We start from the raw sequence: 25,160 nt of genomic DNA, 5'->3' as shown, positions 1-25,160 counted from the left end.
CGCAGAGGCTATCCGCCGGTACCGACAGTGCGCCCGCCGCGCCGCCCGCGCTGTACGGCGAGGACGGCCAGCCCCACCGCGAACCAGATCGCTCCGACCACTTGCGCCACTTCCGACGCTTCCACGATCACCGCGATCGTCACCGCCATGCCGAGCACCGGGAGCACCAGGTGCTTGAAGGCGTTCGGGGCGCCGGACCGCTTGCGGACCCAGAACCAGCCGACCACGGACGCGTGCAGCAGCGTGAAAGCGGTCAGCGCGCCGATGTCCACCACCGAGACCAGCCGGTCCAGACCGTCGTCCCGGCGGGCCGCCCACACCGCCGCGATCAGGGTCACCGCCGCCGAGAGCAGCAGCGCCCGGCGCGGCACCCCGCTCGCGCCGTTCACCTTGGACAGCAGAGCCGGCAGCCGCCGCTCCCGCGCCATCGCGAACAGCAGCCGCCCGGCCGCCGCCTGCCCGGCCAGCGCCGCGAAGGCCGCACCGATCGCCTTGCTCACCGCGACCAGGTCGTGCAGCCAGGAGCCGACCGAGGAGTCCACCGTGTCGTAGAACGCGGACCCCTGCGTCGCCGGCTCGGCGGCCAGCTCGGCCGCCGACATCGGCGCGAGCAGCCCGGCCAGATACGTCTGCGCGACGAACAGCACGCCCGCCGCCACCAGACAGGTGAGCACGGCCCGCGCCACCCGGGCCGAGCCGCCGAGCGCCTCCTCCGCGAACGAGGCGATCGCGTCGAAGCCGAGATACGACAGCACCGCGACCGACACCGCGCCCAGCACCGCCGTCATCGAGAACGCGCCCTCGCCGGTCAGCGGCGACAGCCAGCCGCGCTGCGCGCCGTCGGCGGCCAGCACCACGACGGCCGACACCACGAAGATCAGCAGCACCGCGATCTCCAGGGCCAGCACCAGGAAGCCGACCTTCGCGGCGGCCCGTACGCCCCACAGGTTGAGCCCGGTCGTGACGACGACGGCGAGCGCCGTCCACACCCACTGCGACACCGAGGGCACCAGCGCGTGCATCGCGATGCCGGAGAAGAGATACGCGACCGCCGGGATCAGCAGGTAGTCGAGCATCGCCATCCACCCGGCGACGAACCCCGCCCCCTCGCCGAGCCCCAGCCGCGCGTACGTGAAGACGGACCCGGCCTGCGGGGCGACACGCACCATCTGCGCGTACGAGTAGGCGGTGAAGGCCATCGCGACGGTCGCCACCAGGTAGACGAGGGCGACGGCGCCGTGCGACTTCGCGTCGAGGGTGCCGAAGATGCCCACCGGCGCCATCGGGGCGATGAACAGCAACCCGTAGACGATCAGGTCCCGGAAGGTCAGAGTGCGCTTCAGAGTGCTCTCGGCGGCGGCCGGCCCGGACGGCTCGATCGGCTCGTTCGGCTCGGCGGGTGTGACCGGTGCGGTCATGGCGGGGCCTCCTCGCTGGTCGGCGCTGGTCCATCGGCTCGGTGCGGACGGCCGCCGCGATACCGGGCGCTCAGCGGTGTGTCGGCCGGCGGGCACTCGCCCGCCGGAGGCTGTCGGTCGCCCGCCGGCCGGTGGTGACCGCCCGGCGGGACGCGCCCACCAGCTTCCGGCACTCCCGGCCCGCCGCCGCCGGGGCGCGCCGGGGCCGCTCGCCCGGCCCCGCCTCCGCCTCCGGAGGTCCACCGGGAGGGCGATGTGCCGCACGGACGCCGACCCGTACGATGGACGGCATGACTGCTACGACCGCCCGCCGTGTCCTGCTCGCTGCCCCCCGGGGCTACTGCGCGGGCGTGGACCGTGCCGTGATCGCCGTCGAGAAAGCTCTGGAGCAGTACGGCGCACCGATCTACGTGCGCAAGGAAATCGTCCACAACAAATACGTCGTGCAGACCCTGGAGCGGAAGGGCGCGATCTTCGTCGAGGAGACGGAGGAGGTGCCCGAGGGCTCCATCGTGATGTTCTCCGCGCACGGCGTGGCCCCCGTCGTCCACGAGGAGGCCGCGCAGCGCAAGCTCGCGACCATCGACGCGACCTGCCCGCTCGTCACCAAGGTCCACAAGGAAGCCGTCCGGTTCGCCGACGAGGACTACGACATCCTGCTCATCGGCCACGAAGGCCACGAGGAAGTCGTCGGCACGGCCGGCGAGGCCCCCGAGCGGATCACCCTGGTCGACGGCCCCGGCGACGTGCCCAACGTCGCCGTCCGGGACGAGTCCAAGGTCGTCTGGCTCTCGCAGACCACGCTCTCGGTCGACGAGACCATGGAGACGGTCGACGCGCTCAAGGAGCGCTTCCCGCAGCTCATCAGCCCGCCCAGCGACGACATCTGCTACGCCACGCAGAACCGCCAGGTCGCGGTGAAGCAGATCGCCGCCGAGTCCGACCTCGTCATCGTCGTCGGGTCGAAGAACTCCTCCAACTCGGTGCGGCTCGTCGAGGTCGCGATCGGCGCCGGCGCGAAGACCGGCCACCTGGTCGACTACGCCGACGAGATCGACGAGGCGTGGCTCGAAGGCGTCACCACGGTCGGCCTCACCTCGGGCGCGTCCGTGCCGGAGATCCTGGTCGACGGCGTCATCGAGTGGCTCGCGGAGCGCGGATACGTCGACGTCGAGGTGGTCCAGCCGATGAAGGAGAGCATCACCTTCTCGCTGCCCAAGGACCTGCGCCGGGACCTGCGGGCGGAAGCGGCCGCGGCGTCCGAGGGGTGACGGCGCGTCCCGCGCCTCAGGGCCTGTTCCGGGTTTCCGGCTGGGCTCGCGGGGCGTGGCACGCACGCTCGCGGCGTTGCCGAAATGCCCTAGTAGCTCCTCCCCCAAGGACTCCGGCAAGCTCCGTCCAGGGGGGACCCCCATCGGGGGCATCCCGGCGCCTTGCGATCGCACGCACCACGCCCCGCTCCCTGATCCAGCCGCGAACCCGGGACAGGCCCTAGCGTGTCCCCATGAACGCTACGAATATCTTCGGCGTGGACATCGGCGGATCCGGCATCAAGGGAGCCCCGGTCGATCTGGAGCGCGGCGCGCTGGCCGAGGAGCGCCACAAGGTGCTCACTCCGCACCCGGCGACGCCGGAGGCGGTCCTGGACGGCGTGCGGCAGGTGGTCGAGCACTTCGGCTGGTCGGGACCGGTCGGGGTGACCTTCCCCGGCGTGGTCGTCGACGGCGTGACCCGCACCGCCGCCAACGTCGACAAGTCCTGGATCGACCGGGACGCCCGCTCGCTGATCTCCGACCGGCTGGGTCTGCCGGTGACGCTGCTCAACGACGCCGACGCGGCCGGAATCGCCGAGATGTCCTTCGGCGCGGGCCGCGGGCGCACCGGCACCGTCATCCTGCTGACCCTGGGCACCGGCATCGGCAGCGCGGTCTTCACCGACGGCCGGCTGCTGCCCAACACCGAACTGGGCCACCTTGAGCTGCACGGCCACGACGCCGAGAAGCACGCCTCGACCAAGGCCAAGGAGGACGAGGAGCTGAGCTGGCACCACTGGGCGCACCGGGTGCGGAAGTACCTGGCCCATGTGGAGATGCTCTTCTCGCCCGAGCTGTTCGTGATCGGCGGCGGGGTGAGCCGCAAGGCGGACAAGTTCCTCCCGCTGATCGAGGGGATCAAGGCCGAGGTGGTCCCCGCCGAGCTGCAGAACAACGCGGGGATCGTCGGCGCGGCTATGGCCGCGCGGTCTGCCGCTTCCGCCGGGACTGCCCGTCCCGCCCGGCCCGCTTAGCCGACCGGCCCGGCCCGGCCCGCCCCGGCCGCCCTCCGCGCGCGCCCCGGCCGCCCTCCGCGCGCGCCCCGGGCGGACCGGCCGCGGCGACCGCCGCCCTTCCCTGCCTGCCGCTGCGCGACGAGCGCCACCTTGCGCGCGATCACCACCAGCACGGCGAACAGCGTCCCGGCGTAGAGCCAGCCCGCGTTGAGCGCCAGCGAGGTGAAGACGCCCATCAGCCGGCTGCCGATCCCGCCGCCCTCGCTGATCGGCAGCAGCCCGAGGGTGAACGCGATCGGCATGGCGATCGGCGCCGCGATGAGCTCGGTCGGCCGCACCCACAGCCCGATCGCCACACTCGCCGCCAGGAAGCACAGGCCGTACGCGCCGGCCGAGCCGTTCAGCAGCAGCTCGTCCAGGCCGCCGATGACCAGCATCGCCAGTATGGCGAGCAGCCCGCCGCCGAGCCCGGTGAGCCGGGGCGCGGGCAGCCGGTCGAGCGGACCGAGCAGATTGCGGGCGGCGGTCCTGGGCCGCGCCCGGTAGACGGTGCCGGACCCGGGCGCCACGGGCCGGGACAGCCGGGACGCCGGGCCGGCCGGGTCGCCGGTGCTCTCGCCGGTGTTACGGGCCGCGCCGCGGGGGCCGGACTGAGACGTACGCGCTTCGTGTCGCTCCACCGAGCCACGGTAGGCCGCTAAGTGGGATTAATCCGACGTTGGACACGCCCTTTGGACGACCTTGGTTGTGAGTTCGAGAGGACGGGCGATGTGGCGGGTGATACGGCGAGTGACATGGCGGGCGGGTTACGGGGGCGTGCGGGGAGTGCGGGGGAGCGCGCGGGGGCGATGGCGGAACCGGCCTGTGCCCCGGCGAACCCTGCTCCCGCCTCCGGCGGAACCCTGCCCTCGCCCTCGGCGGAACCCGGTCCCTGCCCCGGCGAGCCTTGCCCCGCCCCTGTCAGCCCCGCCCTCCGCCCTTATCCGCCCTGCCCCGACCAGCCCTCCACCGCCCTCACAGGAAGAGCTGCGGGAAGGGCTCCAGGAAGGGCTGGCCGAGGCCGCCTCCCCGGCCCGTAAACTGGGGGATCGGTCCCCCCCGGGGCCGGTCCACCTCGCTCTCGCTACGGGAAGTCGCCACGTGTCGCTCACGATCGGAATCGTCGGTCTGCCGAATGTCGGCAAGTCGACCCTTTTCAACGCCCTGACCAAGAACGACGTGCTGGCGGCCAACTACCCGTTCGCCACCATCGAGCCGAACGTCGGCGTCGTCGGCGTCCCCGACCCGCGCCTGAAGGTGCTCGCCGACATCTTCGGCTCGCAGAAGCTGCTCCCGGCGACCGTCGACTTCGTCGACATCGCGGGCATCGTCCGCGGCGCCTCGGAGGGCGAGGGCCTGGGCAACAAGTTCCTCGCGAACATCCGTGAGTCCGACGCGATCTGCCAGGTCATCCGCGCCTTCAAGGACGAGAACGTCGTCCACGTCGACGGCAAGGTCTCGCCCAAGGACGACATCGAGACGATCGACACCGAGCTGATCCTCGCCGACATGCAGTCCGTCGAGAAGGCCATCCCGAGGCTGACGAAGGAGTCCCGCCTCCAGAAGGAGAAGGTCGCCGTCCTCGCGGCCGTCGAGGCGGCCCAGAAGATCCTCGAAGAGGGCCGCACGCTCTTCTCCGCGGGCATCACCGCCGACACCGAGCAGGGCCGCCTGCTGCACGAGCTGCACCTGCTCACCACCAAGCCCTTCCTCTACGTCTTCAACGTGGACGAGGACGAACTGGTCGACGAGGAGTTCAAGGACGAGCAGCGCGCCCTGGTCGCCCCGGCCGAGGCGATCTTCCTCAACGCCAAGATCGAGTCCGAGCTGATCGAGCTGGACGACGAGGAGTCCCTCGAACTCCTCCAGTCCATGGGCCAGGAAGAGCCCGGCCTCGCCACCCTGGGCCGCGTCGGCTTCGCCATCCTCGGCCTCCAGACCTACCTCACAGCAGGCCCGAAGGAGGCCCGCGCCTGGACCATCAAGAAGGGCGCGACGGCCCCCGAGGCGGCCGGTGTGATCCACACCGACTTCCAGAAGGGCTTCATCAAGGCCGAGATCGTCTCCTTCGCCGACCTCGTCGAGACCGGCTCCATCCCGGAGGCCCGCGCGAAGGGCAAGGCCCGCATGGAGGGCAAGGACTACGTCATGCAGGACGGCGACGTCGTGGAGTTCCGCTTCAACGTGTGACGGCATCGTTGCTGCCCGCTACGTAATGCGTCTAGCGCGCAGTTCAGAAGGGGTCGGGCTCCGGTGAGCCCGACCCCTTCCGTGTTCCCATGCCGGCGTGCCGGCTTGGTGCTGACTCTCAGGTACTTCGGGGCGGGGTGAGCTTGTCCAGGTCGAGGCTGATGTCGAAGGGCACCGGGCGCTGGAGCGAGCCTCGGAAGATGCCGGCGGGCGCGTAGGAGCGGGTCGGCTCGTCGAGTTCGTAGACGTGGACGACGGGTGCTCCGTCCTCGTCCTCGATGCACCAGTAGTGCGGGATGCCGGCCTCCGCGTACTTGCGAAGCTTTACCGTGCGGTCCCGGTGGGCGGACTCGGGGGAGACGACCTCGATGGCGAGTCGTACCTCGTTCGGGGCGAACCAGGTGCGATCACCGTCGTAGTCGGCCGTCGTCACCAGCAGATCCGGCTCAGGCCGGTTGCGCTCATCGAGCTTGATGGTCATCTCGCGGCCGACCCTGGCGTCGGCGGGTGCCTGCTGCATGAGGGCGACGGTGAGCATGGTGACGAGGTGGCCGTGCCACCACCGCTGCGGGGACATCATGAAGACGAGGGCTCCGTCGATCAGCTCGGTGTGGCGTGGTGCCTCGGGGAGGCGGTCCAGATCCTCCGCGAACCAGCCTTCCGTGCGCGGCGGGCGCATCCAGTCGGGCAGTGCGGTCATGGCTCAACCGTAGCGACTCGGACGGGTCCGGGCCACGAGATCGTCAACGCTGGAACCATCCCCGTAGCCGAGCCCCGATGGCATCTCCCGCCTGTGCTGATTTTGAGCCCAGAAGGGGTCCACCTCATCGGAGGCGGATCGCTGGGTTCCCCGTTGCCGCATGGGATCTCACGTGTCATGGACCGTCGAGCGGTGTCCGACATGAACGACCCACACGACCAGCTCGCCGCCGTCGAGGGTGTAGATCACGCGGTAGTCGCCGACCCGGAGGCGACGGCGTTCGGGTTGGGACACGAGCGCCGTGGTGCTGAACCCGAGCGGGTCGCTCTCCAGCTCCGTCAGCTTGGCGAGGATGCGCAGCGCCATGTCGCGGGGGACTTTGCGCAGCTCGGCCTGGGCCTCGGGCCGGAAGACGGTGCGGTACTCACTCACTGCGCGCCCGAGTCTCCTTCATGACGTCCTCGATGGGGACGCCAGCCGAGCCGGTCGCCATGCGCTCGTCGATGATGCGGTTGATCTCGCGCTCTTCCCACTGCTGGTACTTGCGCAGGACGTCGATCGAGACGACGGCGGCGACTTCCCTTCCTCGCCGTGTGATGACGGTGGGCTGGTCGTCGCGATCGGCCCGTTCGACGACTTCGGCGAGGTGGGCACGGACGTCACGGATGGACTCTATGGGCATCTGCGTCATGCGCTCAAAGGTACCGGGTGTTCAGGGTGTACACAACGTGCCTATGGGTGTCCCCACACTCTCGCAGCCCGCTACCACTACTGATCGCTGCTGCCACGGCTGCTGCCCGTGCCGATCCCGTGCCGATCCCGTGCCCGATCCCGTGCCCGATCCCGTGCCCGATCCCGTGCTGACTTCGGTATCCGACCTGGTCGGTCACTCGCCCCAGCCATCACATCGGCGTAGTAACCGTCAGCGGCTCCCCGCTCCCGAGGTGCAGAAGCCCCTTGCCCGGCGCGACGGGGTCGCCCACCATGCTGCGCGTCGTACGGATACCGATGAGCCCGCCGCTGGACGCGTCCTGCGGTGAGAGCAGAATGCCGCGGCGCGACTTCTTCGCCTCGACCTGCCAGCCGCTGAATCCGGAGGCGATCTCCTCCTCGTCGCCCGCGAGGACCAGCGCCAGGCCGTTGTCGGTGCCTCGGGTGACGATGCGCTTGAGCTCCGAGGCGGCGTCGCAGTCTCTCAGCAGTTCTGCGTCGTCGACCAGCACCACCACCGGGCTGTCGGGCGTGGCCGTGTCCATGAGTGCGTCGAGGTCGTCGTCGACGATGTCCTCTCCGGTGAAGACCTTCAACACGCCGTCCGTTCCTTCGAGTCGGCGCAGCGGCGAGGGGCGGGGGGCGGCCAGTACGACGCGTACGCCTTGGGCGAGGTAGGAGCGGGCCATGTTCAGCAGGATGGTGCTGCGGCCGGATTTCGCCGGGCCGGCGATGATGAACGCGGGTACGCCGTCCGCGAGGTCGGGTCCGTAGCCGTTCAGCTCGTCGCCGCCGATCCCCACCAGGCTCCACAGCGGGGAGCGTGACAGTTCGGGGTCGCGCAGCTCCCAGGCGTCGGTGAAGGAGATGCGGGCCGGCAGGACGTCGACCCGGAAAGGCCGCTGTGCGCGCGGCACCGCGGCGTCCCGGGTGGCCGCCGCCGCGCCGATGGCCGTCAGCGCCGCCGCCTGGCCCTGTCCGGTGAGGTCGTCGCTGAGCAGGGCGAACTGGGTCTCGGTACCGGTCTCGTTCTTGAAGGCCCGGCCCGGTGGGATCTCCTCGGGCACCTTCTGGGCGCTGATGCCGATCATCGAGAAGTCCGAGCGGTCCTGGAGCCTGAGCGCGTACTTGTCCTCGGTCAGCGATCCCATGCGGCCGATGAGCAGCTGGCGGTCACCGGTGATCACCACATGAATGCCGACGCTCGCGCCCTCCCGGATGAGCGCCATCAACTCGTCCGTCAGCTCGCCGTGATTCAGCTCGCCCAGGGTCGGCAGCCAGCCCTCCCAGCGGTCCAGGAGCACCACGATGTGCGGAAGCCGCTGATGCTCGGCGGCCGACGCCCGCTGTTCGCCGATGTCCGCGAAGCTGTCGTCGGCGAGGATCTCCTGACGGCGGGTCAGCTCCGACTTGAGCCTGCCGATGAACCGGACGACCCGCTCCGTCTGCGCGCGTCCGATCACCGCGCCGCAGTGCGGCAGCCGCGTCAGGGCGTTGAGCGCGCCGTTGCCGCAGTCGATGCCGTACAGATGGACGTCGGCGACCGAATGGGTACGGGCCAGCGAACCGGCGATCGTCCGCAGCAGCTGCGAGCGGCCGCTGCGCGGGGCGCCGCCGACGAGCAGGTGCCCGAAGGTCGCGAAGTCCACGGCGACGGGACGGCGGGCCTGGTCGGCCGGCAGGTCCTCGACGCCGTACGGGGCGGGGGGCAGCGAGGCGGCTGACGGCGAGCCCGCGCCCCGTACGGCCAAGATGGCGTCCAGCATCAGGGCGTCGTCGAGGGCAGGCAGCCACGGGCTGTGCTGCGCGGGGATGGCGAGGCGGTCGTTCGCTTCCCGTACGGCGTCGACGAGCACCTTCAGGTCGGTGATCGGCTCGTCCTCGCGGGCGGCCGAGGCGGGGCGTTTGAGCGCGGTGCGCCCCAGCTCCTGCCAGTCGAGCCGGCCGGCCCAGGGCGCCTCGGTCCGCGGGTCCGCGGCGCCCGGCCGCCGGCCGCCGACGCGGCCCGACTGGAAGGGCACGAGCGAGGCGTGCCCCAGCCGTACGTAGGCGCGCCCAGGCGTGGACTTGGAGATCCGGCCGGCCTCGGGCGCGTCGATGACGTCGCTGGACTCGCCCGCGTCGGTGACGCGCAGCGCGATCCGGAGGTTGGTGTTGGCGCGGATCTCGGGGGAGACGACACCGCTCGGCCGCTGGGTGGCGAGCAGCAGGTGAATGCCGAGCGAACGGCCTCGCTGGGCGATGTTGACCAGGCCGGCGACGAAGTCGGGCAGGTCACGGACCATGGACGCGAATTCGTCGATGACGATGAGCAGCCGGGGGAGCGGTGCGTGCGAGGGGTCGCGGCGCATCAGGTCCTGGTAGTCCTCGATGTCCTTGGCTCCGGCGTCGGCGAGGATGTGCTCGCGCCGCTTGAGCTCGGCCCCCAGGGACTCCAGGGCTCGCTCGACGAGGTGCGCGTCGAGGTCGGTGACCATGCCGACCGTGTGCGGAAGCTGCACACAGTCCTTGAACGCCGATCCGCCCTTGTAGTCGATGAGTACGAAGGTCATCGACTCGGGAGTGTTGGCGACCGCCAGCGAGGCGACGATCGTCTGCAGCAGCTCCGACTTACCGGAGCCGGTGGTTCCGGCGATGAGCCCGTGCGGTCCGTCCCGCCGGAGGTCGATGCCGAAGGGGCCGTCGTACGACTCGCCGATGATCGCCGTCGTCGACTGTCCGCTCAGCCGCCAGCGCGCGGCGACCGCGTCGCCCGTCGGGGGTTCGAGGTCGATGACGTCCAGCAGCCGGCTGGCGGACGGCAGGATGGAGTCCTCGCTCTCGCCGCTGATGTCGCGCAGCGGCGCCAGCGCGCGGGCCAGCCGGGCGCACCAGGCCGGCGAGACGAAGTCGGGCCGTACGCCGTCCACTCGCTCGGCGTCGGTCTCCTCGACGCGCAGACGCAGCCGGGGGGCGCCCGGCTCGCCTTCCGCCGCGGAGCCGGTGGGGCCGGCTGCCGGGGCGTGCCATGCCTGGAAGGAGGGGAAGGCGGGGAAGCCGCCGGGGGGCTGCTGGCCGGGCTGGGCGGCCTGGCCTGGCTGCTGCCCCGGGGCCGTGGACTGCTGCCCGGTGGGCTGCCCCGGGTGGCCGCCCGTGTCGTGGTCCTCGGGCCGGGGCTCGGCGACCACGACGGCCTGGCACTCGCCGGGCAGGAACCGCTCCTCCGAGTCGAGGCACACCGCGTACATCGACACCGCGGGGCCCTCGCGCAGCAGCCGTACGACGCCGGGCATCGAGCGCAGCCGGCGCGAGCCGTCCCAGACGACGACGAGGTCCGGATCCGAGAATCTCGCGCCCTCGCGTCCTCCCGCCTCCTTCGCCGCCTTGAGCCGGGCGTCGAGGATCTGGGTCAGCTCGCCGATGCGGGCGCCGACGGTCTCGGCGTCCGTGCCGATCAGCGCGTTGGTGTCGTTCCCGCCGTTGGGGCGGCAGTGCGGCAGCCAGCGGACCCAGTCCCAACTCTCCCTGGCCAGGGTCTCGGTGAGCACGTAGAACTGCACGTCCATCGGGCTGTGCAGCACCGCGGCCTGCGCCATGACCCACCGGCCGAGCGAGCGGGCCGCGTCGCCCGGTCCGGCGAAGCCGACCACTCCGAGCGTACGCAGCGGCAGCGCGACCGGCGCGTCCTCGATCTGCCAGGTGACCTGGCGGCGGTGGTCGTCCTGCTCGGGGTCGTCGAGCACGACCTCCGACGGCAGCTGTCCGGTGCCGACGCGCAGCAGCAGGTGGTCCTTGTCGACACGGCGTCGTTCCCACAGCCGGGTCCGGGGGCCGGTGCCGACGTTCAGGACCGTGGCGGGGTCCGGGAAGGCGAACCGCCGGTCGACCCGCTCGGCGACGAGCGCCTCCCGGGCGTCCTTCTCGATCCGGGCCTTGTGCTCCTTGTACTCCGCGAGCTGCTTGGCGTACGACTTGCGTCCGAGCCGCTTGTCCATGAAGAAGTTGGCGAAGAGCATGATCGGGCTCATCACGGCCATGATCAGGTAGTACCAGCGGTCCATGACCACGGCCATGGTCACCGCCGCCACCAGCGGCATGAACGCCATCAGCCAGGGCAGCGGACGCTGCTCGTTCTCGTTGGGCGGCGAAGGCAGCCGGAATTGCGTGGTGCGGTCCTTCGGGCGCAGTCGGGGCGGACGGTTGTAGTCCAGGCCCGCGCCGTCGTCGGACCATTTGAGCGCGGCGTTCGGGGGTGTGTACCGGGTGAGTTCGAGGAGTGTGTTGGCGACGGAGACTTGGGCGCCGAGCGGCCAGGTGCCGTCGTCGGCACGGCCCGCTCGGTCCGCCGGGTCCTTGCCGTCCTCCCGGTCCTTCTCGCCCTTCCGGTCCTTTCCGTCCTTCCGGTCCCTTCCGTCGTTCCCGCCGAGCGGCTCGCCGTCCAGGGACACTTCCTGCTTCGTGTGGACGGTGAGCCGGCAGGCGCCGTCCGCCGCGACGGAGAGGGTGAGGGCCCGGTCGGGCAGCTCGGGGTCGTCGATTCGGGCGTACGCGGTGTCGCCGCGTCCGATGTCGTAGCGCCCGATGCCGATTCGGTGCACGGCCCCGGCCCCCGGGCCGCCCGCGACCCGCAGCTCGACGAGCCCGACCGGTTCGCCCGGCAGACAGCCGGCCGGGTCGTGGAGACTCACGACCGCGCCGTCGCGAAGCGGCGAGGCGGCGATCGTACGGGTGGGGTCGAGGGCGAAGCCGTCCACGTACAGCAGGGGCGGTGGCGAACCTTCTCTGCCGGGTCCGCCGTTGATTGCCGTTCCGGTGCTCCCGGCGCCCCGCTGGCTCCCGATGGGGATTATCCGGGCGCCGCCGCTCTGTTCGACGTGACGCGCCAACTCACTTGTCAGATCTCTGACTTGCGATTCGGGATCGGCGTCAAGAACGACATCGGCGCCGACATTGCCGAACGGGTCGATGACGGTGAGCGTCAGGCGCACGATCCTCCTCCAGGAGCTGCCGAGGCCCGCTCCGGAACGCGAACCTCAGTGACCATGGACGATAACCGCCGCGTATGGGTAGTCGGCCATGGGCATAGGGCCGGGGCTGCCGAGTGCGAGCCGGTCGGACATGGCCTGAGGGCTGTGCGATGTCTGTGCGATGGCTGCGAGTAGGGCCCGGATCCACAAATGTGCTCCCGATAGCCCCCGCCCGTAAGGTGCCTGGCAAGGCGGGCCATTACACCGCCCGCCTCGCCAGAACCACGGGGGACGGCCCTGCGGTAGGTCTGAACGAAGGGGAGCCTCATGGGAGCCGGCAAAGGCGACGTCGCCATCACTTTTGAGACGATGACGAGCAAGTCCAAGCAGTTGACGGAGCAGAAGAAGCACATTGACGAAAAGCTCGACGACGCACAGAAGTTCGTGGACGATCTGCTCACGGACGGCTTCGTTACCGAGAAGGCGTCGAAGGCGTTCGACGAGTCCTACACCGCATTCACGAAGGGCGCCAAGGAGGCTATCGAGGGCCTTGAGGGCATGGCCACCTTCCTGAAGAAGGCGGCCAAGGCGTTCCAGGCGCTCGATGACCACCTGGAAAAGGGCATCAAGAAGCACTGACGTGGCTTTGTGCGTACGGGCCTGGTGGGGTGGTGTGCTGCGGCGCGCCACCCCACCAGGGCTAGCATCTGAAAACGTCCTTTCCTCGGCCCTGTGAAGATGTAAGGCGGTCGATTGGCGCGAGGTCGGCGAATGACACCGTGTGGAGGATGGCTGCGGTCATGTCGCAGAACTCGCTCCAGTAGTTGATGGACGCGGTGTAGAGCGTGAAGACCGCCGTGTACGGTCCGGCCGGAAACGGGACGTGAGCCTGGATCTGGCCGGTGAGCAGCTTGGACCCCTCTCCGCTAGCCGTGAGCTCGGATCCAAGGACGAATTCCCGCAGGGTGATGCAGGAAACCGCAGGTCCGCAGGGTAGGTCAAGCCAGCGAGCGTCGTTGAGTGGATCGTGGGCCAGAACCTGCTGGATGCCGTGGGCAGCGACCTCGGGGTCGGAGTGGTCGGTGTCGATGGCGGCGACTGTGAAGGCGCACTGCGCGACCCCGCCTGCGTCATCGGCGAAGAGCCCCATCGCGGAGTAGCTGAGGCCGTTGTCGCCCATGAACTCGGCGATCGCGGCGTAGTAGGGGGCAGCCGGAGTCCAGAGCGATTCGTCGCCATTGGAGTACAGCTCCCGTACGAAGGTGTCGGCGAGGACCGTGCGTTCCTCGGGGGTGGCTGCGAGGGGGAGGGTCTGAAATCCGTCGGGGGCGGTGAACGACAGGGGAGGTATGCCGCTGTCGCCGGAGGTGGTGCCAGCGGAGGTGGGGGCGGTCATGGAATTGTCATTCCGATCAGAAGTCACCGGGCTTGAATCGCACGTCTTCGCCGCCTGAGCCCATCGCTTTGAATACTGACCAACCTCCTTTGGGCTGCTCGGATGTTTCCTCAGTCGGGAAGTCGATGAGATAATTACCGCTCGGACGGCGGGTCACCACAGGTTTCGCAACAATCGAATGCCGCGCGGCTAGGGAGGAGACTGCGAGCTTTTGCCCTGGTGCCAGTTCGCCAGGCGAGATCAATTCGACCGTATGGGCCAAGTATCTGGGGAGAGTCCAAAATGGGTTCGAGCCAGAGGCGGAGAACCGACACCATGAGCCATCCGTAAACTGGACAGTGACATCCGTTCCGTCCTTGCTGTACTTTTTCTCCTCAACCTTATCGATCAAGCTTCGTTCGATCTCCCAGAGGACTTCGTCCTGGGGAGAATTCGGGTCGGAGTAAGCGAGGATCAGAACACGGCGGTCGGTAACAATGGCGTGGGTGCGGAAGTCTTTGGAACAGCGCCCAGGGTCGAGCTGCCAGGGGAGCGTACGGGCGATGGTGCCGCGGGCCCCCCACATCACGGGGAAGTCCTCGACCTCGTTGGCGGGCTCTTCGGGGCGCCTGGGCACTGAAGACCCACCGTCAACGATGCTTCCGGATCCGGCAAGTGTTTCCAGGCCGCCAACGATCAAGACGAACAGGGAGCGCAGCCCGAACCTCGCGGCTTTTCGGGCACGAGGCTCGGGTTTGGTGCGGACAGCGAACCTGGCCCCTTCGGGCCACCCAGGAAGCTCGTGTTGGATATCGTTGCGCTCAGTGTCGCGGAACCAGCGCTTCCCGGAGACGGGCGCGGCCATACCGGTTGCAAAGGCGATCTGGCTGCGGGACATGAGGGTTTCGCCAGATGCTGGTTTCCATGACGTCATGAGTGTCGGCTTTCAGTGCGAGGTTGCGGCTTGGTGGAAGCGGTCGCCAGGGTTGACGGCTTCTCCGATGTGCTGGGGAATACTGACCAGCTTGGGAGCGATCTTGAAGCCCGCGTCCAGGGCCCTGCCTGCATTGCCCAGAGGGTTGATGGCCGCATGCCCACCGCTGATCAACTTCAAGCCCTTGGTGCCGATCAATTGCCCCTGGTGGTAGCCCTTGTTGGCGATGCCGGCGAGGCGGCTCATTGTCCCGCTCTCGTGGCTGATCAGACCAATGTTCTTGCTCCCCCACAGGGTAACCCTCATACCGAGGGCTGTGATTTTATGCCCACCTGCCACGTTGCCTCCGGCCTCTCCGAAGGCGACGAGATTGCGCGCGCCGCTGACGGCGACGCCGCTGAATCCTTTGCCGAACTCGGCAGCCTTCGCCGAAAGGTTCGCACCCTCCGCCAATTTCACTCCCTTGCCGAAGGCACCGATCCCCGGCAGCAACCCGACCGCGTCCAGCCCGATCGACTGCCAACTCACATCGGCACCCGCGGCCTTGGCGATCGAGTGCGACAACAGAGCGAGCCCACTGGTGATCAGGGCAGCTGCCCCGAAGATGGCACTGAGCGGTGGAAAGGGCAGGGTGACGATGGCCAGCACAGCCAGGATGCCGGTCAGGTCACTGAGCAGATCGCCGATCAGCGCGATCGTGCCGGCGTGCTCCTCGACCCACTTGGCCGTGGCGTCCCAGGTATCCTCGACGTCGTCCAGGAGCTTTTCCCAGAAGTTGGGTTCGTCCGGCGCGATGTCGGTGGCCTTGTCGAGATCCTTGCTGATGAGCCCGGCCGCACGTTTGTAGCGCACCTCCAGGTCATCGACCTGGCCGGTGACCTCGTTGACGGCCCCGGATGCTTCGCCGACTTCCGTGCTCGGTCCCTTTGCGTTGGCGTCCGCGAGGGCGTCGAGTTTCTTGCCGACGGATTTCTCCAGCCGGTCCGCCTCGTCCTGGAAGCCCTGCAATTCCCTGGCCCACCGGTGCAGCGCCCCGGACGCCTTCTCGAACGACTCGTGGCTCTTCTTGATCAGCGGTGCGACGTCCTCCGAGACGTACTCGGTGAAGGCGACGGCGGCTTTTCCCTTCCATGCTCCGGCCTCGATCTGCTCCAGCTCCCGCAGGGCCGTCCCCAGTTCGGTGGCCAAGCCGCCGAGCTTCTTGCCCAGGTCCCGGGTCTGTTCCACGTCGCCGGGGGCGGGGTTCCAACCGATGCGCGGGAAGGATCGCCGTTCGCCCGTCACTTCCCCTTCTTGGCGGACTTGGCGGGCTTGAGGGATTCGGCGAGATCCAGGTCCAGCTTGCCGAAGGCGTCGTCGATCTTGTCGATCATCTTGACCGCGTTGTCGGTGTGCTCGCCGAGCTGCTTGATGCCGTAGCTCCACTCGTCAGCGAACTCGTGGACGTCCTCGATGAGCCCGGCGGCGCCCACGGCCGAGCCGTCGGTGCCGCGCAGGGTGCGCCGCGTAGCAGCCATGCGGTCACTGACCGTGGAAAACGTCTTCCTCAGGTCCTCGAAGATCGTGCCTTCGAGGCGTATGTCACTCATATCGCGGTCCGGATCCCCTCAGCGGTTGACGGCCTGGTGTTCTTGGACGGTGACGTCAGTGGTGGTGCCGAAGGTGCCATTCGGGAGGGTGTCTCCGGTGTCGCCGGAGCCCTTCCAAGAGATTTCCCAAGTTAGGGTCGCCTTGAGTTTGTGCGGTGGGGTGTTGGTTGTGGCGCGTAGGTAGCTCACGCCGCAGGGTGGATCCTGGTTGGCCTTGCCCTTGGCGTAGGGGGTGCCGATACTGCCGTCCTTGTTGATGGGGCAGTCGCCGGAGGTGGGGAAGGCTTTGGCGTCCTTGGTTCCGGGGTCGATATGCAGGCTGACTGGGGTAGCGGTGGTTTCTGCCCACAGTCCGGTACCGGGAAGGGTCGCTTTGGCCTTTACTGGCTGGAACTTTGCTTTATCCAGCCAGATCCACGTCGGAAGATTGACGGTCTGTTTGCCGTCCGGCTTCATCTTGGCCTTGGTGTCCGGCACGCGGATCTCGTCGTAGGCGTAACCGGCGAGGATCTCGGGGCTTACCATTTCGGGGGCTTTGGGCTTGGCTCCATCGGGAACGAAGAACAGGATATTACTACAGGAATCCACTTCCGCTTCGTCTTCACGGTTGGGGTTAATTACTCCCCTATACCACATCCCCTTACCCTCTTGGGGCACCGCGTAGTCGTCGTATTTGGTTAGCTCAGATTTTTTGGCGAGATATTTCTCGAAGGTGATTTGGCCCCATTCGAGTCCTGGAGCGACTGGAATGAAGTCGCTGTATGCGTCCATCTTCTCGACGGAGGATTTCAGCTGTTTTGGAGTCGCCACGGGTTCATACCAACAGACTGGCGGAGTCCAATTTCCGTTCGTGGAGGTGAGGCCAGTCGATCCTGATTTGCCGCCGGATCTGCTGATCTTGATCTTTGTCTCGGTGACACTCGCAGTCAGAGTTTCCCCCTTTGTGCTGCCGCGTTTCTGGCCGCCCTCCCGGCCAGCGTAAGCCGCAGGTTGGCAGATACCTGCAGTGGCCGCTGTGAGGGCAAGAATGACTGCAATTCGACGTCCTCGGGTCATGGCTGGCACTTTCCCTCCTGGGGGGAGAGTGATGTGGTCTTCCAGATGCCATCACTGTTCCTCTGGACGCCAGTTGAATACAATGTGTAGTCGCCAGCGGAAGGCGTAGTGACGTATTTCTTTCCCGTATCAAGATTCTTTGAGAAGGATCTGCTCTCGTCGGAACAGTAGGCCAGCGTCGCGTAGTCTTTCGCGAGGAACTTGATGCGCGGCTCGTAGTACCGGGCCGTTCCGGTCGAGCTGTGATGGTTCTTCTTGAATCCAGACACCCAATCCTTTGCTGATGCCAAGGCAGGGCCTGAGTTGTAAAAAGCGACCTCAGGTGCCTGTGGATCTTGCTTGAAGATTGCTGAGTCGACGGAGAGCACTTGGTACTTTGCGTCCAACAGGACGGCCTTCTTCTTCGGATCCTTTGAAGTCCAGCCCTCGAAGACCGTCTTGAAGTCCTTGTCCGTCTTCAGTTCGGGCCGCTTGGATGCGTTCGGGTCTTCGCCCGCGCTCGAGGGGTCGGCCGGAGACGCCGAGCGCTTGTCGCCATGCTCAGCGCCCACGATTTTCTCGTCGTCGTTCGGTTTTTCGTCGCTGCCGCCGCACGCGCTCAACAGCAGCGCGGCGCTCGCGATGAGCGCGGTGGCGGCGGGCAGGGGGTGGCGGGCCATGAGTAACAACTCCCCATGAGGTTCGGATATGCGGAAGGGTTGAGGCTACCGTCGCTGGTCTTGGCCGCGGGATGGCCTGGTCCGCGCCTTGGGTTGCTGGTGCGGGGCGTGGGCGACGGCGTCATTGGCTGCTGCGGGCGCGGCGAACACATGTGCTGAGCAGGGGGGTTGGTGGCGGCGGCGTCGCTGTCGCGAAGTGATTTCACCCGAACGAGGCGCGAAGGGCGCTGCGCCAGGCCACGCCGCAGTTGTGTCACGTGGGCAGCGGTTCGTGATCGGTAGCGCGGTTCGGGGCGCTTTGAGGGCGCTTATGTGCTGCTGATACGGTGCTAAGAGTTTACAGTCCCACATCCAGTGTCCAAATTCGCGCGGGTGGGGCTTCGTTGGCATAAATGCCTGAACTCAGACATGACTTGCGGGGGCAGTGGCGTGAAGACCCAGGAGCGCACGGCGGCGGCGAACCATAGGGGGTCTGGGGCCGCTCAGCCGGTGGGGGAGAGGCTTCCTTCCGCTCCTCGGGAACGTAAACCGGCACTTGCCGCGCTCGCGGTTTTGCTCATCCTCGTCGGCGCGCTCGGCGCGACGGTTCTCGTACTTCGCGCCGGAGATCGTGTGGAAGTCGTGAAGATTACCCAGGATGTGCCGGCCGGAAAACACGTGCCCAGTTCGGCAATGAAATCGGTGATGGTTGCTGCGGATTCCGGTGTGGATTATGTGAAGTATTCGCAGCGTGACCTGATGGCGACGAAGTACCGGACCAGCACGAATATCGTCAAAGGCTCGGTTCTCGTCGGGCCGATGGTGACCGACAAGGCTGGATTGCCGGAGGGCAAGGTCGTGGTCGGTCTCTCCCTCAAGGGAGGCCAGTACCCGAAGAGTCTGAAGGTGGGCGACACCGTCGCCGCCTACCGCGTCGGTACGGACGCCGCCAAGGGGACGACCGGTACGCCGGGTTCGACCGGAGCCTCGGGGGGCGCCGGCGGCGCCACGAACCTGCTGGTGCAGCGGGCGCAGGTGCAGGACGTCACCGTTGCCCGCGGGGACACCGTGAGCAGTGGCGACCTTCCCGTCTCCGTCACCGTCGAGCAGAACGAGGCGCAGGCGCTGGCCCAGGCCGCGTCCGCCGGCGAGGTCGCCGTCGTGCAGGTGCCCGCAGTCGGCGCCAGCGGCACCAGCGGCGCGGACGGCACCAGCGGCACCAGCGGCGCGGGCGGCTCGGAGTAGCTCAAACAGCTTGGAGTACTCGGACGGCATGGAGTGACTCAAGCGGCAGCCGACTCAGCGCACTTCAGGATTTTAAGGCACTCAGGATTTAGGGGACATGGCGCTCATCGCACTCGCCGCCGACAAGGGATCGCCCGGCGTCACCACGGCCGCCGTCGCGATTTCCGCTGTCTGGCCGCGTCGCGCACTGCTGGCCGAGGTGGACCAGGCCGGCGGCGATCTCGTATACCGCAGCACCGCCGCGCACGGCGGGCCGCTCGACCCCAACACCGGCATGCTCTCCCTCGCCGCGACCGCCAGGCGCGGGCTCGTCGCCGAGCAGCTCTGGGACCACGCGCAGCCGATGTCCGGCGGCCTCGAAGTCCTGGTGGGGCTGGGCAATTCGGAGCAGGCAGCCGGCCTCGGCGGTCTGTGGCCGCTGCTGGGACGGGCCTTCGCCGGACTCGCCGAGTCCCCGCACGGCGCGGCCGACGTGATCGCCGACTGCGGCAGGATCGGATCCGACCCGGCCGCGGTCGAGATGTTCCCGCAGGCTTCGCTCGTCCTGCTGTTGAGCCGTACGGAGCCGGAGCACCTCGCCCGCGTCCGGGACCGGGCCGCGGCGCTGTCCGTCAAGCTGCACGGCGCCCAGCGCGGCGCGGCCCAGACCGGCACCCCGCTGATCGGGGTACTGCTCGTCGCCGACCCGGGAACCGGCGCCCGCGTCGCCGATCAGGTCAACACCATGCTCGTCGCCTCGCAGACCGGCGCCCGGGTGATGGGCGTCCTCGCCCAGGACCCGGCGGGCGCGGAGCAGTTGGCCGGCCGCAGGCGCGGCAGGCTGGAGAAGTCGCTGCTGATCCGCTCCGCCCGCAAGGTCGTCGGCGACCTCCACCAGCAGTTCGGCGCGGCCTGGACCGCGTCCTCCATGGCACCCTCCGTACCCTCGTCCATGCCGCCTTCCGCGCCGCCGGGAGCGGGCCGGTGAGCACGGTCGACCACGGGCTCGTCAAACGCTTCCGGCAGGACGCGGGCGACCGTATCTCCGAGCAGCGGCGCACGGACCAGGCGTCCGGCGTCGCTCCCATGTCCGGCGAGGACGAGCGCCAGTACGCCCGCGCCGTCATCGCCCAGCTGCTTGAGGTCTACGCGCGCTCCGAGATCAACCTCGGGCGCGCCCCGCTCGACGCCGAGACCGAGGAGGCGTACGCGGCGGCCGTGCACGCCGCCCTCTTCGGCGTCGGCAGGCTCCAGCCCCTGCTGGACGACCCGGATGTCGAGAACATCGACATCAACGGCTGCGACCAGGTCTTCGTCGGGTACGCGGACGGCAGCGAGTCGGCCGGCGAGCCGGTGGCCGAGACCGACGAGGAACTCGTCGAACTCATCCAGGTGCTCGGCGCCTACTCAGGTCTGTCCTCGCGCCCCTTCGACTCCGCCAATCCGCAGCTCGACCTGCGGCTGCCGGACGGCTCGCGGCTGTCGGCCGTCATGGACGTCACCCGCCGTCCCGCGCTCTCCATCCGGCGGGCCCGGATGGGCAAGGTCTTCACCTCGGACCTGGTCGGCAACGGCACCCTGACGCCGGAGATCGGACACTTTCTGGCCTGCGCCGTGCGCGCCCGTAAGAACGTCATGATCGCGGGAGCGACCAACTCAGGGAAGACCACGCTGCTGCGCGCCCTCGCCAACGAGATCCCCGCGCAGGAGCGGCTCGTCACCGTCGAGCGCGCGCTCGAACTCGGGCTGGACCAGTTTCCCGAACTGCACCCCAACGTCGTCGCGTTCGAAGAGCGGCTGCCCAACTCCGAGGGGCAGGGGTCGATCACCATGGCGGAGCTGGTGCGCCGGTCCCTGCGCATGAACCCGTCCCGGGTGATCGTCGGTGAGGTGCTCGGCGACGAGATCGTCACCATGCTCAACGCCATGTCGCAGGGCAACGACGGTTCGCTGTCGACCATCCACGCGAACAACTCCGGCCAGGTCTTCAACCGCATCTCCACCTACGCGCTCCAAGCGGCCGAGCGGCTGCCCATCGAGGCCAGCCACATGCTCGTCGCCGGCGCGATCAACTTCGTCGTCTTCGTCGAGCGGCGCAACAACTTCCAGAACGGCGGTCGCCTCAGCCGCACCGTCACCTCGGTGCGGGAGGTCAACGGCGTCGACGGGCGGGTGCTGTCCAGCGAGGTCTTCAAGGAGGCCGGCGACGGGCGCATCGTCGCCCACGCCCCCATCTCCTGCGTCGAGGAACTGGCGTCGCACGGCTACCGTCCGACCGGGAACTGGGGATGAGCAGAGCCGTATGAACGGAATCTCTTCCATGGGCGGCATTTTCGCGCTGCCCGTGCTGTACGCGCTGCTGTGCGGCGTCGTCGTCGGCGGGGGCATCGCGCTGCTCACCGCGGCGCTGCGCGGCCTGCCCGTCAAACCCGCGCACGAGAAGGCCAGGGCGACCGAACGAGCCGCGGAACTGGCCCGGTTCGCGAGCCGACGGGGCTCCATCGCGGTCGGCGCGGGACTGCTCGTCCTGCTGCTGACCCGCTGGATCGTGGCGGGCGTCGCCGCCGGCATCCTCGTCTTCGCCTGGGACCGGCTCTTCGGCGGAGCGGCCGAGGAGCGCGCCGCGATGCGCCGCGTCGAGGCCCTCGCCTCCTGGACGGAGTCGCTGCGCGACACGATCGCCGGCGCGGTGGGCCTGGAGCAGGCCATCCCCGCCTCGGCCCGCGCCGCAGCGCCGGCGCTGCGGCCGCACCTCGACGGTCTGGTGGACCGGCTGCGCGCCCGTACGCCGCTGCCCGACGCACTCCAGCACCTCGCCGACGAGATCGACGACGCGTCCGCCGACATCATCGTCGCCGCCCTCATCCTCAACTCGCGGCTGCGCGGCCCTGGTCTGCGCGAGGTGCTCGGCGCGCTCGCCAAGTCGGCCCGCGAGGAAGTGGACATGCGGCAGCGGGTCATGGCGCAGCGCGCGAGCACCCGGCGCAGCGTCCAGATCGTCATCGGCGTCTCCATCGCCTTCGTGCTCGGCCTGGCCATCTTCAACCGTGACTTCGTCGCGCCGTACGGCACCGCGGTCGGGCAGCTCGTCCTGGCCTGTGTGTGCGGGCTGTTCGCGATGGGCTTCTGGTGGCTGCGCAAGCTGTCGAGCATCGACACCCCGGAACGCTTCCTGGTCCGGGACGTGGACCACGTCACGCTCGTACGGCCGCGTGCGGAGCAGCAACAGCAACAGCAACAACCGCAACAGCAGCTACCGCAGCAGGAGGGGGTGCCGCGATGACCGCCATGGTGCTGATCGGGGCGATCTTCGGCCTCGGGGTCTACGTCCTCGTGCGGGCCTTGATGCCCTCGAAGCGCAGCTCGGTCGCGACGGTCGCGCAGATCGACGCGCTGCGGGCGCGTGGCGCGGTGCACACCGGCACCGCCGACCGGGGCTCGGACGCGGAGAGCGGGCGGCTCGGGTCGCTCCGCGCGCGCGTCGGGGTGCGCGTCTCGGACCTCTACCTGCAACAGGGCTGGGAGCAGCGGTCGCTGCGCGCGGACCTGGCGGTGCTGGGCCGCAGCTGGGAATCGTTCCTGGCGACGAAGGCGCTGCTGGCCGCGATGGGCCTGTTCTTCGGACCGCTGGTCTTCGTCGTCGTGTGGACGCTCGGGTTCGGCAGCAGTCCGGTGATCCCGGTCTGGCTGGCGCTCGCCTTCGCCGGCGTCTTCTTCATGCTGCCGGATCTGGAGGTACGCAGAGACGCCGCGGACAAGCGGCGCGACCTGCGGCGCGTCATCGGCGCGTATCTGGACCTGGTCTCGATGAACCTCGCGGGCGGGCGCGGCCTGCCGGAGGCGCTGATGGCAGCCGCTGAGATCAGCGACGGCTGGGCGATGCAGCGCGTACGCAACTGCCTAGCGGACGCCCGGATCACCGGTCTGAGCCAGTGGCACGCGCTCGGCCGGCTCGGCGAGGAACTGGGCATCGAAGAGCTGAAGGACCTGTCGGGTTCGCTGGCGTTGGTCGCGGACGACGGAGCGAAGGTACGGGAGTCCCTCGCCTCACGCGCCGAGACGATGCGCCACCGCGAGCTCGCGGAGATCGAGGGCAGCGCGGGCGAGAAGTCCCAGTCGATGCTGGTGGCCCAACTGCTGCTGTGCGCCGGTTTTCTGGTCTTTCTGATCTTCCCGGCGGCGATGCGCGTGTTCCAGATCTGATCCTTCCGCAGTCAGTCTCCAAACGGTCCCCGGACAGGGGCCAGACAGTGTCCGGATGCTTTTTCCCCCACTACTTTCCCCCCACTACTTGAGAGGATCCGGCCGATGCGCATCGGACCCCGATTCAGCAGTCCCACCGTGGATTTCCTGCTCGCCTTTCTACGAGGCCGAGTCGAGCGCGCTCGCTCCGGCGAGCTGGACCGCGGTGCTTCCGCGGTGGAGTGGGTGATTATCTCGGCGGTCGTGGTGGCGATCGTCGGTGTGGTCGCCGCGATCATCAACACCGCGTTGAAGGGCGGCGCTGAAAAGGTCGGCGACTGTATCGCGGGCGCCAAGGCCAGCGGGACCTGCTGAGCCGAATGACTGGGCAGAACTGAGCAGGACTCACGGGGACCTTCAGAATGAGACGCACCGATGCGCTGCACCGCGCCGTACGCCGCAGGCTCGACGCCGCACGCGGCGACAGCGGGGTGGGCGACCGCAGTCGACGTACCAGCGAAAGCGGCATGACCGCGATCGAATTCGTACTGCTGACGCCTGTGCTGTTTTTTCTGATCTTCGCGACGGTGCAGTTCGCCCTGTACTTCTTCGCGGACCACGTGGCCCAGGCTGCGGCCCAGGCGGGCGCGCGGGAGGCTCGTGCGATGGCGGATGAGAATCCCGGCGGATGGCAGGGCAAGGCGAAGTCGACGGCCGACAGCTATATCGAGCAGCTGGGGCCGACGCTGCTCATCGGGCCCGATGTGAAGACGGTCCAGCCGGAACAGAACGTGGTCGGAGTGGAGATCGAGGCGAGTGTGCCCGCGGTCTTCCCGGGGTTGAACCTGACCGTGCACGCGCAGTCGCAGGGACCGGTTGAGCGGTTCGTGACGGAGGGGGGCTGACGGACCGATGCCGATGCCGACGAAGAAGCCGAAGACGCCGAAGAAGCCGAAGAAGAATCTGAGGAAGGCGTCGACGACGCGGTCACCGGAATGTGGTGACGCGTACGACACGCTCCCCGAACGCGCCGGTGATGAAGGGCTGTCCACTGTCGAGGTCGTGATTCTCGCGCCGGTGATGATTTTGTTCATCCTGGTGTTGGTGGCTTTCGGGCAGCTTGTCGACGGCCGCGGCGCTGTCGACAGCGCCGCGAGGAACGCCGCTCGGGCCGGTTCGATCCAGAAGGAGTCGGGTATCGCGATGAGCGAGGCGAGGAAGGCGGCCGAGGCCGACCTCACCGATGTGTGCTCAGGCGATGTGAGGGTGCGCAAGACCAGCGTGGGATTCGAACCGGGCGGCCTCTTCACGATCGAGGTCAGTTGCCGAATCCGGGGTCTTGACATGCTCGGGCTGGACATTCCCACCGACCTGACCGGACGCTCCAGTTCGCCCCTCGACCCCTACCGGAGGTCCGCATGACTCGGCTGTGGGTACTCAGGCTCCCCGCCCGTCCCACGAACCGCGTGGCCCGGCCGGATGACCGGGGTTCGGCGGCAGCGGCCGTAATCATCTTCGCGGTGCTGTTCATGGCACTGGCCGCCTTCGTCATCGACGGCGGTTTGTCCATCTCCCAGCGCGAACGCGCCGCCGACATCGCCGAGCAGGCGGCGCGATACGCCGCGCAGGACCTCGACAGAGAAGCTCAGTACGAAGGCCGAGGCACCGCGCCGATCAACTACGCCAACTGCGGCAGCCGCGTGCAGGACTACGCCCGGGAGACCGGGATGTCGGGCGGCGACATCGCGGCATCCCACTGCCTCGCCGCCGATGTCGACTTCGTAGAAGTCGAGATTCAGCTCACCTACAAGCCCGTTCTCACCGGTCTCTTCTACGACAGTGCGATAACGGTGCACGGCACCTCCAGGGCCGAGATCCGAACGGGCTGA

Annotated in this window: 25 protein-coding genes; 13 read left to right on the top strand and 12 right to left on the bottom strand. The window is 68.5% G+C overall.

The genetic code is table 11. The features are described from left to right. Positions 1–8: 8 nt before the first annotated feature. Positions 9–1,418, bottom strand: coding sequence for an APC family permease (locus tag QMK28_RS09405; RefSeq protein ID WP_326436585.1), 1,410 nt, complete (start codon positions 1,416–1,418; stop codon positions 9–11). Between the two features lie 281 nt (positions 1,419–1,699). Here QMK28_RS09405 and QMK28_RS09400 point away from each other — a divergent pair, with 281 nt between their 5' ends. Both QMK28_RS09400 and ppgK read left to right on the top strand, forming a co-directional pair. Further along, the gene (locus tag QMK28_RS09400; RefSeq protein WP_326436584.1) at positions 1,700–2,689 is read left to right on the top strand and encodes a 4-hydroxy-3-methylbut-2-enyl diphosphate reductase; all 990 of its coding nucleotides are present in this window, start codon (positions 1,700–1,702) and stop codon (positions 2,687–2,689) included. A gap of 233 nt (positions 2,690–2,922) precedes the next feature. After that, the gene (ppgK, locus tag QMK28_RS09395) at positions 2,923–3,705 is read left to right on the top strand and encodes a polyphosphate--glucose phosphotransferase (protein ID WP_326436583.1); all 783 of its coding nucleotides are present in this window, start codon (positions 2,923–2,925) and stop codon (positions 3,703–3,705) included. Here the strand turns inward: ppgK and QMK28_RS09390 are convergent. Beyond that, positions 3,702–4,367 (bottom strand): DUF6542 domain-containing protein, encoded by a 666-nt coding sequence (locus QMK28_RS09390; protein WP_326436582.1) that lies wholly within the window; start codon positions 4,365–4,367, stop codon positions 3,702–3,704. The genes ppgK and QMK28_RS09390 overlap by 4 nt on opposite strands. 460 nt (positions 4,368–4,827) lie before the next feature. Between QMK28_RS09390 and ychF the strand changes: the two genes are divergently transcribed. Continuing rightward, complete coding sequence (gene ychF, locus QMK28_RS09385) at positions 4,828–5,916, top strand: redox-regulated ATPase YchF (RefSeq protein WP_326436581.1); 1,089 nt, start codon at positions 4,828–4,830, stop codon at positions 5,914–5,916. Positions 5,917–6,034: 118 nt separating this feature from the next. Here ychF and QMK28_RS09380 read toward each other — a convergent pair whose 3' ends face one another. The 4 genes from QMK28_RS09380 to QMK28_RS09365 all read right to left on the bottom strand — a co-directional run bounded on the left by QMK28_RS09380 (position 6,035) and on the right by QMK28_RS09365 (position 12,294). Then, the gene (locus QMK28_RS09380) at positions 6,035–6,616 is read right to left on the bottom strand and encodes a Uma2 family endonuclease (protein ID WP_326436580.1); all 582 of its coding nucleotides are present in this window, start codon (positions 6,614–6,616) and stop codon (positions 6,035–6,037) included. A 168-nt stretch (positions 6,617–6,784) separates the two neighbouring features. Next, entirely contained in the window at positions 6,785–7,048 is a 264-nt protein-coding gene (locus QMK28_RS09375) for a type II toxin-antitoxin system RelE family toxin (RefSeq protein WP_326436579.1), read from the bottom strand. Continuing rightward, entirely contained in the window at positions 7,041–7,307 is a 267-nt protein-coding gene (locus QMK28_RS09370; RefSeq protein WP_326436578.1) for a type II toxin-antitoxin system Phd/YefM family antitoxin, read from the bottom strand. Before QMK28_RS09370 ends, QMK28_RS09375 begins: the two co-directional genes overlap by 8 nt. Positions 7,308–7,518: 211 nt before the next feature. After that, the gene (locus QMK28_RS09365; protein WP_326436577.1) at positions 7,519–12,294 is read right to left on the bottom strand and encodes an FtsK/SpoIIIE domain-containing protein; all 4,776 of its coding nucleotides are present in this window, start codon (positions 12,292–12,294) and stop codon (positions 7,519–7,521) included. Positions 12,295–12,600: 306 nt separating this feature from the next. On the opposite strand from QMK28_RS09365, the gene QMK28_RS09360 reads away from it, so the two are divergent. Further along, positions 12,601–12,912, top strand: coding sequence for a WXG100 family type VII secretion target (locus tag QMK28_RS09360; protein WP_326436576.1), 312 nt, complete (start codon positions 12,601–12,603; stop codon positions 12,910–12,912). Positions 12,913–12,973: 61 nt separating this feature from the next. Here QMK28_RS09360 and QMK28_RS09355 read toward each other — a convergent pair whose 3' ends face one another. The 6 genes from QMK28_RS09355 to QMK28_RS09330 are packed head-to-tail and all read right to left on the bottom strand — an operon-like array spanning position 12,974 to position 17,886. Beyond that, positions 12,974–13,669, bottom strand: coding sequence for a hypothetical protein (locus QMK28_RS09355; protein ID WP_326436575.1), 696 nt, complete (start codon positions 13,667–13,669; stop codon positions 12,974–12,976). 16 nt (positions 13,670–13,685) lie between these two features. Further along, a complete protein-coding gene (locus QMK28_RS09350; protein WP_326436574.1) occupies positions 13,686–14,546 on the bottom strand; it encodes a hypothetical protein in 861 nt (286 codons plus the stop codon). A gap of 48 nt (positions 14,547–14,594) precedes the next feature. Further along, entirely contained in the window at positions 14,595–15,866 is a 1,272-nt protein-coding gene (locus tag QMK28_RS09345; protein WP_326436573.1) for a putative T7SS-secreted protein, read from the bottom strand. Beyond that, positions 15,863–16,171 carry a hypothetical protein gene (locus QMK28_RS09340; RefSeq protein WP_326436572.1) on the bottom strand — a complete coding sequence of 103 codons (309 nt, stop codon included), beginning with the start codon at positions 16,169–16,171 and terminating at the stop codon, positions 15,863–15,865. Before QMK28_RS09340 ends, QMK28_RS09345 begins: the two co-directional genes overlap by 4 nt. Positions 16,172–16,189: 18 nt before the next feature. Continuing rightward, positions 16,190–17,227, bottom strand: coding sequence for a hypothetical protein (locus QMK28_RS09335; RefSeq protein ID WP_326436628.1), 1,038 nt, complete (start codon positions 17,225–17,227; stop codon positions 16,190–16,192). After that, positions 17,224–17,886: a hypothetical protein gene (locus QMK28_RS09330; protein WP_326436571.1), complete on the bottom strand. Its 663-nt coding sequence runs from the start codon at positions 17,884–17,886 to the stop codon at positions 17,224–17,226. Before QMK28_RS09330 ends, QMK28_RS09335 begins: the two co-directional genes overlap by 4 nt. A 429-nt stretch (positions 17,887–18,315) precedes the next feature. Here QMK28_RS09330 and QMK28_RS09325 point away from each other — a divergent pair, with 429 nt between their 5' ends. The 9 genes from QMK28_RS09325 to QMK28_RS09285 all read left to right on the top strand — a co-directional run bounded on the left by QMK28_RS09325 (position 18,316) and on the right by QMK28_RS09285 (position 25,160). Beyond that, a complete protein-coding gene (locus QMK28_RS09325; protein WP_326436570.1) occupies positions 18,316–19,110 on the top strand; it encodes a hypothetical protein in 795 nt (264 codons plus the stop codon). 97 nt (positions 19,111–19,207) lie between these two features. After that, entirely contained in the window at positions 19,208–20,077 is an 870-nt protein-coding gene (locus QMK28_RS09320) for a hypothetical protein (protein WP_326436569.1), read from the top strand. Further along, on the top strand, positions 20,074–21,381 hold the full coding sequence (locus QMK28_RS09315; protein ID WP_326436568.1) for a CpaF family protein: 1,308 nt from the start codon (positions 20,074–20,076) through the stop codon (positions 21,379–21,381). The genes QMK28_RS09320 and QMK28_RS09315 overlap by 4 nt, the downstream gene beginning before the upstream one ends. Before the next feature lie 10 nt (positions 21,382–21,391). Next, positions 21,392–22,372, top strand: coding sequence for a type II secretion system F family protein (locus QMK28_RS09310; protein ID WP_326436567.1), 981 nt, complete (start codon positions 21,392–21,394; stop codon positions 22,370–22,372). Beyond that, positions 22,369–23,292 (top strand): type II secretion system F family protein, encoded by a 924-nt coding sequence (locus tag QMK28_RS09305; RefSeq protein ID WP_326436566.1) that lies wholly within the window; start codon positions 22,369–22,371, stop codon positions 23,290–23,292. The genes QMK28_RS09310 and QMK28_RS09305 overlap by 4 nt, the downstream gene beginning before the upstream one ends. Positions 23,293–23,397: 105 nt before the next feature. Next, a complete protein-coding gene (locus QMK28_RS09300) occupies positions 23,398–23,646 on the top strand; it encodes a hypothetical protein (RefSeq protein ID WP_326436565.1) in 249 nt (82 codons plus the stop codon). A gap of 47 nt (positions 23,647–23,693) precedes the next feature. Beyond that, a complete protein-coding gene (locus QMK28_RS09295) occupies positions 23,694–24,176 on the top strand; it encodes a TadE family protein (protein ID WP_326436564.1) in 483 nt (160 codons plus the stop codon). A 13-nt stretch (positions 24,177–24,189) separates the two neighbouring features. Then, positions 24,190–24,693 carry a TadE family protein gene (locus QMK28_RS09290; protein WP_326436563.1) on the top strand — a complete coding sequence of 168 codons (504 nt, stop codon included), beginning with the start codon at positions 24,190–24,192 and terminating at the stop codon, positions 24,691–24,693. Then, the gene (locus QMK28_RS09285) at positions 24,690–25,160 is read left to right on the top strand and encodes a pilus assembly protein TadG-related protein (protein ID WP_326436562.1); all 471 of its coding nucleotides are present in this window, start codon (positions 24,690–24,692) and stop codon (positions 25,158–25,160) included. The genes QMK28_RS09290 and QMK28_RS09285 overlap by 4 nt, the downstream gene beginning before the upstream one ends.

It is taken from the genome of Streptomyces sp. H27-D2 (assembly GCF_035828615.1).
In the GTDB taxonomy this organism is placed as follows: domain Bacteria; phylum Actinomycetota; class Actinomycetes; order Streptomycetales; family Streptomycetaceae; genus Streptomyces.
The sequence above is the reverse complement of the archived record's forward strand: the minus strand, read 5'-3'. Positions and strand labels throughout refer to the sequence as shown.